Raw genomic sequence first — 16366 nt, 5'->3', positions numbered from 1 at the left:
GGGGGGAATGACCGCGGGCTACGCCATCGCACCGGAAGTTTGCTTGCGTAAGCAGATACCGCTGCGCCATTTCCAGCAGTTGCAGGGTCCCCGCAGGCGGGAGTTGTTCCTGGTCGAACCGGAGCCGATTCAGGGCCCCGACGACCGGGAGCTGTTGGCGACCGCGCTCGGCGCGACCCTCTACGTGCCCGCGACCCGCCCTGATCTCGCCGCGACGATCCGCCGGCGTGCCGCGCGCGGGGTGTGCTCGATGGTGATCGACCTCGAGGACGCTGTCGCAGATCACGAGGTGGAGGCCGCCAAACAGCACGCGGTGGACACCCTCGACCTGCTCGCCAGGGGCGAAGACGCCAATCCGATGCTGTTCATCCGGGTGCGTGACGCGGCCTCGGTCGGCGAGCTGGTCGCCGCGCTCGGGCCGGGCGCCGACGTGCTCACCGGATTCGTCTTCCCCAAGTTCGACGCCGTCAGCGGGCCCGCCTACCTGGCCGCGCTCGACGATGCCAACCGCAGCCTCGGCCGTCCGGTCTACGCCATGCCGGTGCTCGAATCGGCGAACCTGGTGCACCGCCAGACCCGCGACGAGCAGCTCGCCCGCATCGCCGAACTGCTCGCCGGACACCGTGAGCAGCTGCTGGCCGTGCGGATCGGCGCCACCGACATGTGCTCGACCTTCGGCATCCGTCGCGACCGCGACCTCACGATCTACGACGTGCGAGTGGTCGCCGACGTGATCGCCGACATCGTCAACTACCTCGGGCGCGTCGACGGCACCGGTTTCATCATCACCGGACCGGTGTGGGAGTACTTCGCCGACCACGAGCGGATGTTCCGGCCGCAGCTGCGCAGCGCGCCCTTCGAGGAATCCGACGCGGTGAAGTTCCGCCAGTACCTGGTGAGCCGCGACCTCGACGGCCTGCTGCGCGAGATCACTCTCGACCGCGCCAACGGAATCCAGGGCAAAACGGTGATCCACCCCTCGCACGTGGCCGTGGTGCACGCGCTGTCGGTGGTGACCCACGAGGAGTACGCCGACGCGCTGCACATCATGGCTGCCGATGTCGGTGGCGTCGCGGCCTCGGAATACCGCAACAAGATGAACGAGATGCGCCCCCACCGCAGTTGGGCCCGCCAGACGCTGGTTCGGGCCCGTGCGTTCGGGGTGGCGAACAAGGGAGTGTCTTTCGTGGACTTGCTGACAGCGATGATCGCCGAATGAGTGCGTTCGAAATGCCATGGGCAACAGTGAATCTCGGTATCGAGCTGCATCACGGCGAGTCCTTCGCCGCGCGCTCGGCCGAGGATGGGTTGCCGGGTGGGACGTCTGCCGAGGGCGTGCCGGCCGACGGCGGGTTTGTCGCGTTGTCCGCTGACAGCGTGCTGACGGGCGCACTGTCGATCGGTGCGCTGGTGCAGCCGGGTCTGCGCCGCAATCCGCGCCGGGCGCACCTGCTGGTGTCCACCGTGCTCGGCAAGCACCTGCCGACCGACCCGCGTGTGGTGATCGGCGCGGGCAATCGGCTGGGCGATCTCGTGCGTGAAGTGCTCGGTGATCGCGAAGCCGTCGTGCTCGGATTCGCCGAGACGGCAACAGGTCTGGGTCACTGCGTGGCCGCGCGGATCGACGCGGGTTGCTATCTGCACTCCACCCGCAGGCACGAGTCGCGAGCCACCACGCTCACCGGGTTCGAAGAGGGCCACTCGCACGCCACTTCACACCTGCTCCAACCCGCGCCCGCCGCCATCTTCGCCAACGATCTGCCGCTGGTGCTGGTCGACGACGAGATATCCACCGGCGACACCGCCATCGACGCGGTGCGAGCGCTGCACGCTTTCGCTCCCCGCTCGCACTACGTGCTCGCCTCGCTGGTCGACATGCGCACACCTGCCGACCGGGTCAAATTCGAAGCCGCCGCAGCCCAACTCGGTGCGCGCATCGACACGGTCTGCCTGGCGTCCGGTCGTACCGAGCTGCCTTCCGGGCTGATCGACACCGTCACGGCGCTGCCTGATCCGCAGCTGAATCCGGTCGCAGCACAAACGGGTTCGTACGGTCGCATCGAATTGACCTGGCCCGCAGACGTTCCCGAGGGCGGCAGGCACGGGATCCTGCGCTCGGATGCCGCCGCGTTCGACATCGCGTTGAAATCCATCGCCGACGAGGTGAACACCAGCCTCGACGCGGAGTTCGTCGGCCGCCCGGTCATCGTCATCGGCCACGAAGAACTCATGTACCTGCCCCTGCGCCTGGCCGCCGAACTGGCCGACGCGGGCACTCCCACCCGCTTCCAAACCACCACCCGCTCACCGGCATACGTCCTGGACGAACCCGGCTATCCCCTCCGCCGGGGCTTCCGCTTCACCGCCCCGGAACCGGACCCCACCGCCCAGCGCTACCTGTACAACGCGCAGTGGCCCGACGCCGACCCCGTCCTCCTGGTCGTCATCGATCCCCCCGCCGACACCCCGGAGTTGGTCGCTCCCGGCGGCCTGGTCGACGCCCTCACGGCATCCGGTGCCGATGTCCTGGTCGCTGTGCTCCCTGGCGCGGATCCCCGTGCGCTGCACGCGGGCCGGACCGCTGAGCCGGTGGCCGTCTCTGTGTCGCACAACGCACTCCTCGTTGCCCTGCACGGCCCCGAGTTCGGTTCCTATGCGCCCGAAGATGTTTCGTGGCTGCTGAAGGATCTCTCGGACGCGGATCTGGAAGCCGACGTGACCGAGCGCGAGCAGCGCATCCAGGCCGGCGTTGCCCATTACGCCGAGTCTTTGCCGGTGGAGTTCCAGCCCGACGCCGAATATCGCGAGCTCTTCGACCGCGTGCTGGCCGACAGCGCCGAGCGGTTGGCGCTGGCGGTCGCGACCGTGGCCGAACTCGTTGTGGCCGAACGCGGTGAGAACATCGTTGTGGTCTCGTTGGCCAGGGCGGGCACTCCCGTCGGCGTGCTGATGCGACGGTGGCTCGTCAGCGGTATCGGCCGCGAGCCACTCACCGCCCCGCACTACGCGGTCTCGATCGTGCGTGACCGCGGCATCGACGCGGTGGCACTCGACTATCTCGCGCGCCACCACGATCCGTCCTCGATCGTCTTCGTCGACGGCTGGACCGGCAAGGGCGCCATCACCCACGAGCTCACCGCCGCGCTCGACGCGTATCACGCTGCCGGTGGCGCTCGGTTCGACGACGAGCTCGTCGTCCTGGCCGATCCCGCGAATTGCGTGCGGACCTACGGCACCCGCGACGACTTCCTCATCGCCTCCGCCTGCCTGAATTCGACAGTGTCAGGGCTGGTTTCCCGCACGGTCCTCAACAGCACCCTGATCGGCCCCGGCGAGTTCCACGGTGCCAAGTTCTATCGCGATCTGATCGACGCCGATGTCTCGAATCAGCTGATCGACACCGTCACAGCGGCTTTCGACGCGATCAGCGACAAGGTCCCGGCCGCCGTCGCCGCGATCCGGGATTCCGACCGCACTCCCGACTGGTCCGGGTGGGCCTCGGTGGAGAAGGTCCGTGCCGAATACGGCATCAGCACAGTCAATTACGTGAAGCCCGGCGTCGGCGAGACCACTCGCGTGCTGTTGCGCCGGGTACCGTGGCGAGTGCTGGTCCGCGAGGCAGACGCACCGGAGCACGCCCACATCCGCCTGCTCGCCGCAGCGCGCAATGTCCCGGTGGAAGTGGTCCCCGACCTGGCCTATTCCTGTATGGGCCTGATCAAGGAGCTACCCCGGTGACCGCCGAGTCCCTCTTCGCGACCGATCTGGATCGCACGATGATCTTCTCCCGCAATGGCTTCGGTGGCGCCGAAACCGTTGCGAAGGAGTGCGTCGAGTACTACGAGGGTGAACCGCTCTCCTACATGACCACCACCGCCGTCGCCGCCTTGCGCGAACTCGCGGGCATCGCCCCGGTGATCCCCACGACCACCCGCACGATCGAACAGTTCCAGCGCATCACGCTGCCCGGCGCACCGTGGCGCTACGCCATCACCAGCAACGGCGGCAACATCCTCGTCGACGGCATCCCCGACCCCGCGTGGCGCGTCGCCATCGACGACCAGGTCAACGTGTCCGGAGCGACCCTCGCCGATGTCGGCGCCGAATTGCGCTCCCGCATAGACGATTCCTGGGTCACCAAGTACCGCGAGGCCGACGAACTGTTCTGCTACCTGGTGGTCCGCCCCGATCAGGTGCCCACCGGCTTTCTCGCCGAATGGGACACCTGGTGCCGCGCCAACGGTTGGTCGGCGTCCCAGCAGGGGCGCAAGATCTACACGATGCCCGACGCGGTCTGCAAGAGTCTCGCCGTCGCCGAAGTCCGTAAGAGGCTGACCGAAGCGGGCGAATCAGCCAGCAGCGCAACCTTGTTCGCCGCTGGTGACGGCGCACTCGACGCGGAGATGCTGAAAGCCGCCGACGCCGCCATCCGTCCGCGCCACGGCGAGCTCGAAGAACTGAACTTCACCGCCCCCAACCTCACGATCACCACCGCGGCGGGAATCCTGGCGGGCGAGGAAATCCTCGAGTGGTTCCACGCCGCGGCGCAGCGCACCACCGTGCCGGTCGGCTGACCGGCACGAACCCGGGCGCCGAATCGGCCCCCGGGTTCGAAGCGCTCAGTAGTGCTGCTGCTGACCAGCCAGCTGCTGGGCGATCACACCTTGGATGCGCTGTAGACCACCGACCGTCACACCACTCTGGAGCTGACCCTCGATCGTGCGGACCAGCGCGTTGTCGCTCATGATCTTCTCGGTCGACTGGATCAGGACGGTGCCCGCGCCGGTGAAGTCGAACTGACGTTCCTCGCCGGAGTTGGCGCCCATCCTGGCCGCACCCGCCGCGAGGAAGCTGCCGATCCACCCCTGGTCGTAGTGGTGACTGGGCGATGGGCAATCGGCCCAGCCGACAAGGGATTCGGGGTCAACGCGCAGCGGCGGTTCGGCGAACATCACCGGCCCGTTCGACGACGCGAGGAACTTGCCGGTACCGATCAGTGTGAGGAACCCGGGCACGATCGACTGCTTGAGGGCCAGTCCCGGCTCGAAGGCCAGCAGGTTCGCACCACGGATGGTGAGATTGCCTTCTTCGAGATCGTAGGAATTGATGTCGTACCCGCGGTCGCCGATGATCAGCTTGCCGTGGCCCTGCGCCACCACGTAGTCGCCCGCGAACAGCGGCGCCGAGAACTGGCTGCTCACCATATGCATCAGGCCGCCCTGCAGCCCGTGGGTGAGCATCTGGAACTCGATCTGGCCGTAGTAGGCGATCATCGCGCCCTTGCGCATGAACCACGGACCGGTCAGATCGATGCAGTAGGCGTAGCTGTTGCCCGGAATGTTGTCGCTGGCACCGAGATTCATCGGCGAGAGGATTTCGCTCATCGGTTCACAACTTCTCTTCGGAGGCCTGCACGAACACCACACCTTGTCCGTGGCAATGCAACTGCATCGCCTCGCCCGCGCCGCGACCCACCGCGTCGCGCCAGCTCATCGCGGACTTCAATTCGGTCTGCACATTGCCGTACGCGGCGACGAACGCCTGCGGGTCGACAACGATCGGATTCGGACCGCCCACCTGCAGTTCCAGGAATCCGCCGTGCGCGAGCAGCGCCGCCGAACCCTGTCCGCTGAGCTGGGTGGTGAACATGCCCGTGCCGGTCGCGACACCCGCGGCAGCACCGCGCAGCGCGCCCATCAGACCGCCGCCGCCACCGCCGCCGCCGCCCGAACTGGCCACCGACACCACGGAAGCCTGCAAACCGGCCGACTGCGCGAGCAGTCGCGACGCCTCGGCTCGCAACACCGCACCCGGCTGCATCTGCACCACGTGCACCTCGAGCCCGGCGAATCCGTAATGGACCTCGCCGTTGCCCTGCGCCAGCATGGTCCGCTCGTGCTCACCGGCCATCATCTGCCCGGCCATCCGCATCAAACCACCACCGCCCATGCCCTGACCGGCGCCGGGAATCTGATGCGGCGCGAACGCCACCTGACCCGTGTAGAACAGCATCGCGCCGGAGCGGGCGACGACGCCGCCCGCCTGCCCGACGTTGACCTTGACGACCTTGCTGTTGACCTTCTCGAACATCGCCTGCCCCTACCGTTCCGCCGGCTGGATCAGCACGACACCCTGGCCGTCGAACCGCAGCGAGAACGCCTCGCCCGCATCCTGACCGACCATGCTCCGCCAGGAGACGTCGGTGACGAACGACTGATTGAGATTGCCGCGCGAGGCGACGAACGCGTCGGGATCCACGATGAGCGGATACTGCGGTGACACCTCCAGGTGGATCAGCGGCCCACCGGCCGACAGCAGCGCCACCTGACCCTGTCCGCTGACCGTGGTGGTGAACAGTCCGCTGCCCGCCGACATCCCGCCGACCCCGGCGAACCGCACATCGGTGCGCAGATTGCCCGCGAAGGCCAGCAGCTGCTGCGACTCCACCTGCAACGTCTCGTTGTCGAGATTCACCACGGTGACGTTCTGACCGTTCACCGCGAGGAAAACGCGCCCGTTGCCGTTGCATTCCATCAGTGACAGTTTCTCGCCGGTGGCGCGGCGCTTGAGGCCGTTGAGCACGCCCTCGCCGCCGCCGAACCCGGCCGATTTGAACTGCACATTGCCTTCGTAGGCCACCATCGAGCCTGCGATCGCGCGGATACTCGTCCCCGCGAGCTGCGCCTCGATCACCTTCTTCGACTGTTCGAACAATTGCGCCATGACAGGCTCCGCTGTCCCCTCTGAAAAGGCGGACAAACCGCCGTCGTCCGACTGCGTCGTCACCCTAACCGATCAGGCGAAACTCCGCCCGCGACGCCGAACAATGTGGGTGAGCGGCGAAGAGCGCGGACGTGTGTGCCCGGTTTCTCGTAGAGTGGCAGACGAGTTCCGTCGACACCCACCAACGACAAGCGAAGGGTCGAACTTGTCTGCAACACTCGCCAAGGGCCAGAACGGCCCGGTGGCCGTCAGTGACGTGGTGATCTCGCTCCAGGTCACCGCACCGGCCGACCTGTCCGCGCTGCTCGTGACCGAGCAGGGCAAGGTCCGCACCGACGCTGATTTCGTCTTCTACAACCAGCCGAGTGGACCGGGTGTCGATCTCCGGCCCGGACCGGCGGGTCAGCCTGCCTCGCTTGCTGTTTCGCTGCCCGCGGTGCCCGCCGACATCGATCAGATCCGCGCGGTGATCACCCTCGACGACGCGAACAGCAACTTCGGCCGCTTCGCCCCGCCCACCGCCATCGTCTCCGACGCGTCGGGCAACCAGCTGTTCACTTACCAGATCGATGGTCTGAACTCCGAGTCGATCGTGATCGCGCTCGAGTTGTACCGCCGTCAGGGCAGCTGGAAGGTCCGCGCGGTCGGCCAAGGCTACGCGGGCGGTTTCGCGGCGCTGGTCACCGATCACGGTGTGCAGGTCGATGATTCGCCCGCTCAGGCCGCCCCGCAGCAGGCCGCACCCCCGCCGCCCCCGCCGCAGCAGGCCCCGCCCGCGTACCCGGCGCAGTCCGCGCCCGGCTACCCGCAGCAGCCCGCGCCCGCCTACGCTCCGCCCGGTGGTGGCTACCCGCCCCCGCCCGGCCCGGCCCAGCAGCCCCCCGGCGGCTACCCGCCGCCGCCCGGACAGGGCTACCCGCCGCCCGCGCAGGGGGCGCCGCAGCAGCCGGCCGGTGAGATCAGCCTGAGCAAGGATCGCCCGGTCAGCCTGCAGAAGGGCCAGCGGGTCACGCTGCGCAAGGATGGCGGCGCCGCGCTGACCTTCGTGAAGATGGGTCTGGGTTGGGACCCGGTGCGCACGCGCGGAATGTTCGGCAACCGCACCGTCGACATCGACCTCGACGCCTCGGTCTGCCTGTTCGCCGACCAGAACCTCGTCGACGTGGCCTACTACGGCCAGCTGTCGTCGAAGGACGGTTCGGTGCGCCACCAGGGCGACAACCTCACCGGCGAGGGCGACGGCGACGACGAGATGATCCTCGTCGACCTGACCAGGATCCCGGCGCACATCACCACGCTGCTGTTCATCGTCACCTCGTACAAGGGCCACTCCTTCGAGCAGGTGCAGAACGCGTTCAGCCGCCTCATCGACGGCACCACCAACGGCGAACTGGCGCGCTACACCCTCGCGGGCGGCATGCCGTTCACCGCGATGGCGATGGCGAAGGTGTACCGCGCAGGCGGCGACTGGAAGATGCAGGCGCTCGGCGAGGGCTTCAACGCCAAGCACCCCGGTGAGGCCGTGCCGCAGTTGGGCCGATTCCTCGGCGCCAACTGAACCAAGCGACAGAGCAGGGCAGACACCGTGATTCACCTGAAAGCGGGGCAGAACACTGCTCTGACCGCTGATTCCGTGCGCTTCACCGCGCAGACCTCCGGCACCGTCGAACTCGGTGCGCTGGTGGTCGGCGAGGATCTGCGGGTTCGCGACGTGCACGATCACGTGTGCGCGTCGCGGCCCGCGGCGCCAGGGGTGAGCTTCGCCGGGGCGGCGGTGGATCTGACGCTGTCGCAGCTCAGGTCCGATGCGCACGCGGTGCTGCTGTTCGTCGCGGGCGGGCGGACGCTCGGTGCGGTGACCGCGTCGCTGTACGAAAACGGTAGTCCCGCCGCTGAATTCGTCGTCGCTCCGACAGCGGGCGAGAGCGCGCTGATCTGCCTCGAGGTGTACCGCCGTGGCGGTGGCTGGAAGTTGCGCGCGCTCGGTCAGGGTTACGCGGGCGGCACGGCACAGTTGCTCACCGCGCACGGCGTGACCGCGCCGGAGCCCGCACCCGCCCAGGCCTGGCAGCCGCAACCACTCGCGCCGCCGAGCGCTCCCACCGAGACGGTCGCGAGACCCGTTCCCGCGTCGGGTATTCCGCTCGAAGTCGACCACGGGCTGCAACGCATGTGGATGATCTTCGAAGACGCCGCCCGCTCGGCCGCCGCGCTGGTCTCGGCCCGCGACTACGCGACCAAACGCCTGGATCAGGAACTCTCCGAAGCGGTGTCGAATCCGGCGACCCGCAATACCCCCGCCGCCGACGCGGCCCGCGCGCAAGCACAACGTCGGCACGACGAACTGGTCGCCTTGGCCGACGCCGACCACCGTCGCGACAGCGACCAGCTCGGCCAAGAGATCGCCGAAGCCGACGCCGCCATGCCCGCCGCGCTGGCCTCGTGGCTCGCTCCCGCATGGACCACCCGCGCCGCCCGCGCCGACGGCATCCGGCTCGGCGAGCTCTACGCCCTCGACCGCGGCGGCCTGCGCGTGCCGTATTGCGTTCCGGTGCCGCTGAATCGTCCACTCTGGGTCGACACCGAATCCACCGCCGCCGCCTCACGCGTGGTCGGCGCCCTGGTGGCCCGACTCGTCGCCGCGATCCCCGACAAGCCGACCAAGGTCGACCTGATCGACCTCACCGGCGGCCTGCGCACCCTCGCCGCCCCCCTCGCGCCGCTGTTGGCGGGCCCGGTCATCGCCGACCACGGCGACATCTCCGCCCGCCTCGCCGAACTCGCCCACGCGGCCGAACTCGCCGACATCGCTTACAACAGTGGACAAGCCGTACCCCCCACCGAACACCGCATCCTCGTCGCCGCCGACTTCCCCCACGGCTACCAGGGCAGCGACGTAGTGCGCCTGGGTCAACTGATGGTGCGCGGCGACCTGATCGGCCTGTCCCTGGTCATCGTCGGCAGCGGCAGCGGCGAATTCGGTGACGGCCCAGTAGATCTCCTCGCCCAGTCGTGCAGGCACCTCCCCACCCTGCCCGGCACCCCCCTGTTCGACCCATGGACCGGCAACGCCTGGGAACTCGACCTCGACATGCTCCCCGCCGAACCCGAACTCCAGGCCCGCTACCTACGGATGTAGTGCGGGAGTGTTCGTCGGGCCCGCTTCGGTCAGTTCAGAACCGATACCGGTCGCGAGCTGACCGTGGCCTGTCGGGGGCGCAGGAACTCCGGGAGCCAGGGGAGTAGCGGGTCGAGGGCGCGGTCGAGGACTCCGCCTGCGGGGTCGTCGACGAAATCGCGGCGGACCACGTCGTGCTGTGGGCGCAGGATCTCGTAGACGATCAGGGCGCACAGGCCGAGCACTGCCAGGTCGCGCAGGACGACGGTGCCGGTGAACCACTGTTCGGGCAGGCCCTTGTTGTCCTCGCCGAGGTAGTAGTACATGCGCGGCACCCAGACCAGCGCGTCGATCGTCATCCAGGCCAGCAGGATTCGGCGATGTGGCAGCGCGAGTACCGCCAGCGGCACCAGCCACAGCGAGTACTGCGGGCTCCACACCTTGTTCGTCAGCAGGAAGGCCGCGACGACGAGGAAGCACAGCTGGGTCAGACGGGGACGGCGTGGCGCGGTGAGGGCCAGGTAGGCGATGCCCGCGCAGGCGGCGACGAAGGCCAGCAGCGAGACGGTGTTCAGGATCGTCGGCGGCTCGCCGTGTCCGAGCTGCCCGTCGAAGCCCGACCAGCCGGTGAACGAGGTGATCACGTTGTAGATCGAATCGGGATCGGCGTGGCGAGTGGTGTTGAGGCGGAAGAACTCTCGCCAACCTTCTGGATACAGCGCCGCGATCGGCAGGTTCACCGCGGCCCAGGTGCCCGCCGCGGCGAGCACGGTGAGGGTGGCCGCGCCGAGCGGACGCAACGCGAAAAGGTGTGTCCTCGCGGGTGTTTCACGCAACCAAGTGCGAGCGGCCTCGAGACTGTCGACATCGCGCAACCGCAGCGCGGCTCGCGCGGCGGGCTGACGCTGCATCGGATCGATCCGCATGCACAGCACCACGATCGGTCCGAGCAGCAACAGTGGATACAACTTCGCCGCCCCGCCGAGTCCGAGCAGGATGCCCGCGAGCACCGGCTTACGCCGCGCCCACGCCAACAGTCCGGTGGCCGCGAAAGCCGTTGCCAGCGCATCGAAATTCGTGAACATGTGCACGATCACCAACGGCGACACCGCGATCAACGCGGCGTCCCACACCCGTCGCCCGGCTAATCGCGACGAGGCCCAGACCGTGATCAGCCAGCCGACCGAAAGGCCGAGCGCGACAACGTTGAAATACACCACCACCGACATCGCGCCGGGCAGCGGTAGGTGGTCCCAGACATTGCCGATCTGCATCGCCGCGTACTGGTACAGGCCCGAAAGCACCGGATACTCCATGTATCTGGTCTCGGTGCCACCGTCGGGCGTCGATTCGGTCCAGGATTTCTTGTACGGGAACGCGCCCTCGTTGAGCCGTTCGGCGCCGTAGAGCGGCACCGTGTCGGAATAGCACATGGCCACGTACTGGCGACCGTTGTTCCAGTCCAGCATCAGACCGCCGTCGCCGTCGCTCGTCTGCTGGATGCAGCCCGCCTTGGCAGTCCAGCCCAGCGCCAGGAAGATCACCGTGAAGGCGAACATCACCCGCAGCGGGGTCCAGAACCGCACGCGTCCGATCAGCGCGTGATCGCCGACCGGGCCGCCGATCACGGTGGAGAGTTGCGCCGTGAGTGAGTCGTTGCGGCTTGGCCGGTCCCGCGCGTCGATCGAGCGCAGGTCGGGCGCCAGCCGGGCGGGCGCCACGTAACCCTCGCGGCCCAGCCGGGTACCGCTCGACGCCGGCTGGTCCGCGAGTTGCTGATCGGTCACGACATCCGAGGCTACCGGTGGTTACCGAGATCGGGTCGGCGTGGTTCCCGCGTCGCTCTCGTTGTCGTTACCTGTGGCGCCGTTGCTCGGTCTGTTCGACCCGCCGTTGCCGTTTCCTGGCGTCGCGGGCGAGCCCTCGGGTCCGGCCGTCGGCTGACCGGGCAGCGGGCCCGCGCCGGTCTCAGCGGGGGTCTGCTGCGACTGCGGCACCGCGGGCTGCTGCACCCCGGGCACCGGAATCCGGATGCCGGGCAGGATCTCGACCTGCGAGGGGACGATCACCGGCGGCACGATCGCGGGCACGGTGGTGGACGGCGCGGTGTAGGGCGCCGACCATTCCGGCACACCGGCCTGGCCCTTGATCGGGGCGGGCTTGGGGAACGACTCGTTCGACGTACCCGACAGCGCGCCGTCCATCGTCGCCTTCCAGATGTCGGAAGGCAGACCGGAGCCGTAGATGGGGCCGCCGCCGTAGTTCTTGAGCGCGTCGCCCTGCTCGGTGCCGACCCACACCGCGGTCGACAGCGACGGGGTGTAACCGACCATCCAGGCGTCGCGGTTGTTGCCGGTGTCGCCGAGCTGGTGGGTACCGGTCTTGGCCGCGGACTCGCGGCCACCGGCCAGGTTGTGGTTGCGCGAGTAGGCCGCGATCGGCTTCATCGCCGCGGTGACGTTGTCGGCCACGGCCGCGCTCACCCGCTGCTCGCCTGCGGGCTCGCCGCGATCGAGCAGCACCTGTCCGTCGGCGGTGACGACCTTCTGCACGAAGTGCGGTGCGTGGTACACGCCCGACGCCGCGAGGGTGGCGTAGGCCGAGGCCATGTCGAGCGGGCGCGACTGGTACTGGCCCAGCACGATGCCGTTGTTGGGGCCGACGCCGCCGGGCTCGGTCAGCGTCTCGCCGATGCCGGGCAGCTCGGTGGCGATACCGAGCTTGTGGCCCATATCGGCGATCTTCTGTGGACCGTTCTGCATGTCCAGCTGCATACGGTAGAAGCTGGTGTTCAGCGAACGCTTGAGCGCCTCGGCGATGGTGCACATACCGCAGCCCTCGCCCTCGACATTGCCGATCTTGATGCCGTTGACGGTGATCGGCGAGCTGTCGTAGAGCTGCGAGAGCGGAATGCCCTGTTCGAGATTGGCGGCGAGGCCGATCGCCTTGAACGAGGAGCCCGTCGGCAGACCGGCATTGGCGAAGTCGAAGCCCTGACCGTCGCTGCCGCCGTAGTAGGCGCGAACCGCGCCGGTGCGCGGGTCGACCGAGACCACGGCGGTGCGCAGGTTCTCCGGCTCGCCTTCGAGCTTGCCCTGCGCGGCCTTGATCGCGGCGTCCTGTGCCTTCTGGTCGATCGTGGTGGTGATCTGCAGACCCTCGGTGTTCAGCTGCTGCTCACTGATGCCCGCGGACGAGAGCTCCTTGAGCACCTGGTTCTTCACCAGGCCCTCGGGACCACCGTCGTTGTTCTTGTCGCCCAGCGATTCCAGCGTGACCACCTGGGGGTACTGCATCCCCTGGCGCTCCGTCGCGGGCAGGTTGTTCTCCGCGACCATGCCGTCGAGCACGTAGCCCCAGCGCGACCTGGCGCCGTCGGGGTTCTTTTCCGGGTCCAGCATCGAGGGCAGCTGGATCGTCGCGGCCAGGACCGCGCCCTCGGCCACGGTCAGCTCCTGGACCGGCTTGCCGAAGTACGCCTTGGACGCGGCGTCGATGCCGTACGCGCCACGACCGAAGTAGATCGTGTTCAGGTAGGCGGCGAGGATGTCTTCCTTGCTCCACTGGCGCGCCATCTTGGCCGAGATCACCAGTTCGTGCATCTTGCGCGTCATCGACCGCTCGTCACCGACCAGCGCGTTCTTCACGTACTGCTGGGTGATCGTGGAACCACCACCGGCGCTTTCCTTGCCGAGGACGTTGTCGCGGGCGGCGCGGGCGAAGCCCGAGACCGAGAAGCCGGGGTTGGTGTAGAAGTCACGGTCCTCGGCGGCGATCACGGCATTGCGCACGTGCGGCGGGATCTGATCGATCGAGACCTCGGTGCGGTTGCCCTGCGGCGGGACCACCTTGCTGATCTCGGTGGTGCCGTCGCTGGCGAAGATCGTCGCTACCTGGTTGGTCTCCAGATCGCCCGGCTTCGGCACCGAAACCGCCGTGTAGGCGACCAGGAACACCGCACTCGGCACGACGATGGCCAGGGCCATCAGTACGTAGAGCGTGCGGCGAACGATTCGCCACGGCGATTTCTTGACCGCGCCATCACTACCCGAGCCGTCGTCGCCCCCGCTGCCGTCGCGGCGGTTGCGCGGACCGGTCGGCGGTGGTGTACCGCCCGCGGCCCGACGTTCACCGGTGGTCGGGCCCGCGGTGGCGCGCCGTTCACCGGAGATGGGGCCACCGGGGCGTTGACCCGCTCCGGCACGCGCGGCCGCGGCGGCGCCGCCCGCGCGGGCGGGCCGGGCCAGATCGTCGTTCGCGCCGCGCACGGTCCGGGGCTGACCGGGACGCACAGTCGACTCGTCGAGGCCGCCGGGATGCGGCAACTTCTGCGTGGCGCCTGCGGCGGGCGCGCCGGGCCGACCCGGCTGCACCGGCCGGCCCTGCGGCGGCCTGCCCTGACCGGGCGCGCCTTGCGGAACCGGACCACCCTGCGGTCCACCCGGACGCTGCGGAGGCTGACCCGGCCGACGCGGCGGCATCCCACCGGGCGGCGGCCCCTGCTGACGATTCGGCGGCGGCCCCTGCGGACCACGTCCACCGGGCACCGGGCCACCCTGCGGGCGCCCGCCCTGCGGGGGACCACCGGGCGCACCCTGCGGGCGCGGTCCGGCGGGCGGCATCGGCCGACGCGGCGGGGGACCGCCGGGACGATCACCCGACTGCGGGGGGAGACCCGATTGCGCACCCCGAGCCGGACGACCGCCGCGCGGATCATCGCCGTGGGGGGAGGACTCGTAGGGCGAACTCACTGACCAGATCTCCATAACTTGTAAGGTTCGGACACACAACATCCGCGCCGGAGTACCGGCGCGGAGAGGGTGCACCCCGAACAGTGGCGCATCACGCGGTGGCCACCATTACTTGTGCGGGCAGCGCGTTACTCGGCAGCCCTGTCGCTCGACAAGCCATCATTCGGCAGCAGAGCGCCGGGCTCGCGAACTCGTCCGTCGCCTGGCAGGCGCGGGAGCCGTGCCGAGCACGTACGACTGCACCAGATGATTCCAGCTGCACGAGCGGCATACCTCGACGACATGCACCGAGAATTCTTCGTTCGACTCGGCCATCCGAATCAGTTCCTCGGGCGTCCGCGCCGACCCGGCCGCTTGGCCGAGCCCATCGCCGAACACCCACGAAACCAACGTCAGCTGCTCTTTTCGACAGATCGGACAGGTCGCCTCGCTGCCTCGGCCGTGGAACTTCGCGGCCCTGAGCAGATAGGGATTCGCATCGCACACCTCGGCGACGCCGACCCGCCCCGCGTAGACATCGGCCAGCAGGGACCTGCGCCGAAGCGCATAGTCCACCACCTGCCGCTGAATTCGCACGATCACCAGAGTAGCGGGGTTCGGATTCACGTGCCCACGGCATCGTTTGATCCGACTTTGCCGATTAAACTCCCGATACCGGGGTTCATCCGGATGTTTTCGCAGGTGAGGTGACCCACGGCCATGGCTGATTCCGGGCAGCGACGGGCCGCCGTCGATTCGGTGCTGCGCGCACGTGACATCGATCGCGCACAGGTGTCGACCGTGCTTGACGCGGCCTACGCCGAGGGCCAACTCGGCGCGCAGGAGTACCACGACCGCGTCGCGTCGGCGAGCAGCGCGCGCACCGTCGGCGAGCTCGCTCGCCTGACCGCCGACCTGCAATCACCTGCGGTTTTCGGCGAAGACGCCCCCGTCGAACGCCCCCGCCGCCGTGCCCCCGACCAGTACCCGGCCCGCACCAGAGCCAGGTCGACCGACCGCGCGACGACCGTCGCCGCCCTCGACACCGCCCACGCCGACGGCCAACTGGATTCCGACGAACACGCCGCAATGGTCGAATTAGCCGCAGAAGCGCGAACATTGGGCGATTTGTCCACCTTGGTGGCCGAACTTCAACAGCGCCCGGCCGCGCCGACCAAACCTCGCGCCCGCCGGGACCGCACACGGTCGGCGGTCATCGCACTCGCCGCGGTCACCGCCATCGTCGGATTCGTGTGGACGGTCCGCGACGACGAGCCCGCGCCCGCCGCAGCCGCGACGGTGGCAGTCGACTACGACGCGGCATCACCGCTGGTGATTCCCACGCCGATGCTCAATACCCTCGCCGGTTTCGTCCAGTTTCGCGACGATTACCGCGCCATCTTCGGCGACACCGTGGTCGACGAGGCGGTTCTGCACGACGAGCACGCCTCCGCTGTGCGGCGCGTGCCCGGCAATGCGAAATCAACCGCCGATTACACCTATCGCGGTGGCTTCGCGCGGTCGAGTTCGCAGATCAACACCCGTCGGCGCGATGCTGTCGACATCGATCTGGCGCAGGTGAACGTCGAGGCGCTCGGCGCGGCGCTCGCGAAGGCGGCGGTCACCGTGCGGGTACCCAACGGCGCGGTCACCCACTTCCGGATCGCGAACGACAGCTGGGCCGGAGGGCCGGGGATCACGATCTTCGTGCGGAACGAAGTCGCCCAATCGGGCCATTTCGTCCTCGCGCTGTCGGGGGACGTGCTGAAGACCTACCCGTACGAAGGATGACCCA

Annotated in this window: 12 protein-coding genes; 6 read left to right on the top strand and 6 right to left on the bottom strand. The window is 68.6% G+C overall.

The genetic code is table 11. The annotated features are described in order from the left end of the window. Window positions 1-7 precede the first annotated feature (7 nt). The 3 genes from OHS03_RS27550 to OHS03_RS27540 are packed head-to-tail and all read left to right on the top strand — an operon-like array spanning window position 8 to window position 4574. On the top strand, window positions 8-1219 hold the full coding sequence (locus tag OHS03_RS27550) for an HpcH/HpaI aldolase/citrate lyase family protein (RefSeq protein WP_328658072.1): 1212 nt from the start codon (window positions 8-10) through the stop codon (window positions 1217-1219). Next, window positions 1216-3738 (top strand): phosphoribosyltransferase, encoded by a 2523-nt coding sequence (locus OHS03_RS27545; protein ID WP_328658070.1) that lies wholly within the window; start codon window positions 1216-1218, stop codon window positions 3736-3738. The genes OHS03_RS27550 and OHS03_RS27545 overlap by 4 nt, the downstream gene beginning before the upstream one ends. Window positions 3739-3776: 38 nt before the next feature. Continuing rightward, window positions 3777-4574: an HAD family hydrolase gene (locus tag OHS03_RS27540; protein ID WP_328664432.1), complete on the top strand. Its 798-nt coding sequence runs from the start codon at window positions 3777-3779 to the stop codon at window positions 4572-4574. A 45-nt stretch (window positions 4575-4619) separates the two neighbouring features. Here OHS03_RS27540 and OHS03_RS27535 read toward each other — a convergent pair whose 3' ends face one another. Genes OHS03_RS27535 through OHS03_RS27525 form a run of 3 tightly spaced genes read right to left on the bottom strand, consistent with a single transcriptional unit; the run spans window position 4620 to window position 6723 of the window. After that, entirely contained in the window at window positions 4620-5384 is a 765-nt protein-coding gene (locus tag OHS03_RS27535) for an AIM24 family protein (protein WP_062990545.1), read from the bottom strand. A 4-nt stretch (window positions 5385-5388) separates the two neighbouring features. Continuing rightward, complete coding sequence (locus OHS03_RS27530; protein WP_056823912.1) at window positions 5389-6090, bottom strand: AIM24 family protein; 702 nt, start codon at window positions 6088-6090, stop codon at window positions 5389-5391. A 9-nt stretch (window positions 6091-6099) separates the two neighbouring features. Continuing rightward, entirely contained in the window at window positions 6100-6723 is a 624-nt protein-coding gene (locus OHS03_RS27525; RefSeq protein ID WP_062990549.1) for an AIM24 family protein, read from the bottom strand. A gap of 205 nt (window positions 6724-6928) precedes the next feature. Here OHS03_RS27525 and OHS03_RS27520 point away from each other — a divergent pair, with 205 nt between their 5' ends. After that, window positions 6929-8281 (top strand): TerD family protein, encoded by a 1353-nt coding sequence (locus OHS03_RS27520; protein WP_328658068.1) that lies wholly within the window; start codon window positions 6929-6931, stop codon window positions 8279-8281. 27 nt (window positions 8282-8308) lie between these two features. Further along, on the top strand, window positions 8309-9862 hold the full coding sequence (locus tag OHS03_RS27515; RefSeq protein WP_328658066.1) for a TerD family protein: 1554 nt from the start codon (window positions 8309-8311) through the stop codon (window positions 9860-9862). A gap of 29 nt (window positions 9863-9891) precedes the next feature. Here the strand turns inward: OHS03_RS27515 and OHS03_RS27510 are convergent, their stop codons facing one another. The 3 genes from OHS03_RS27510 to OHS03_RS27500 form a co-directional block, all read right to left on the bottom strand. Continuing rightward, window positions 9892-11628: a glycosyltransferase family 87 protein gene (locus tag OHS03_RS27510; protein WP_405148957.1), complete on the bottom strand. Its 1737-nt coding sequence runs from the start codon at window positions 11626-11628 to the stop codon at window positions 9892-9894. Window positions 11629-11649: 21 nt separating this feature from the next. Then, a complete protein-coding gene (locus OHS03_RS27505; protein ID WP_328664428.1) occupies window positions 11650-13827 on the bottom strand; it encodes a transglycosylase domain-containing protein in 2178 nt (725 codons plus the stop codon). A 924-nt stretch (window positions 13828-14751) separates the two neighbouring features. Continuing rightward, on the bottom strand, window positions 14752-15168 hold the full coding sequence (locus tag OHS03_RS27500) for a DUF5318 domain-containing protein (protein ID WP_170112103.1): 417 nt from the start codon (window positions 15166-15168) through the stop codon (window positions 14752-14754). A gap of 123 nt (window positions 15169-15291) precedes the next feature. On the opposite strand from OHS03_RS27500, the gene OHS03_RS27495 reads away from it, so the two are divergent. Beyond that, the gene (locus OHS03_RS27495) at window positions 15292-16362 is read left to right on the top strand and encodes a DUF1707 SHOCT-like domain-containing protein (RefSeq protein WP_328658063.1); all 1071 of its coding nucleotides are present in this window, start codon (window positions 15292-15294) and stop codon (window positions 16360-16362) included. Window positions 16363-16366: the final 4 nt, after the last annotated feature.

This window comes from Nocardia salmonicida (assembly GCF_036142455.1).
Taxonomy (GTDB): Bacteria; Actinomycetota; Actinomycetes; order Mycobacteriales; family Mycobacteriaceae; genus Nocardia; species Nocardia salmonicida.
Note: the sequence above shows the minus strand (reverse complement) of the source record. Positions and strands in the feature narration are given on the sequence as shown.

Bases quoted from the DNA above. Each gene is read 5' to 3' on its own strand.
- OHS03_RS27550 (WP_328658072.1), top strand. From the start codon at position 8: ATGACCGCGGGCTACGCCATCGCACCGGAAGTTTGCTTGCGTAAGCAG.
- OHS03_RS27535 (WP_062990545.1), bottom strand. From the start codon at position 5,384: ATGAGCGAAATCCTCTCGCCGATGAATCTCGGTGCCAGCGACAACATT.
- OHS03_RS27530 (WP_056823912.1), bottom strand. From the start codon at position 6,090: ATGTTCGAGAAGGTCAACAGCAAGGTCGTCAAGGTCAACGTCGGGCAG.
- OHS03_RS27525 (WP_062990549.1), bottom strand. From the start codon at position 6,723: ATGGCGCAATTGTTCGAACAGTCGAAGAAGGTGATCGAGGCGCAGCTC.
- OHS03_RS27545 (WP_328658070.1), top strand. From the start codon at position 1,216: ATGAGTGCGTTCGAAATGCCATGGGCAACAGTGAATCTCGGTATCGAG.
- OHS03_RS27495 (WP_328658063.1), top strand. From the start codon at position 15,292: ATGGCTGATTCCGGGCAGCGACGGGCCGCCGTCGATTCGGTGCTGCGC.
- OHS03_RS27540 (WP_328664432.1), top strand. From the start codon at position 3,777: ATGATCTTCTCCCGCAATGGCTTCGGTGGCGCCGAAACCGTTGCGAAG.
- OHS03_RS27505 (WP_328664428.1), bottom strand. From the start codon at position 13,827: ATGGCCCTGGCCATCGTCGTGCCGAGTGCGGTGTTCCTGGTCGCCTAC.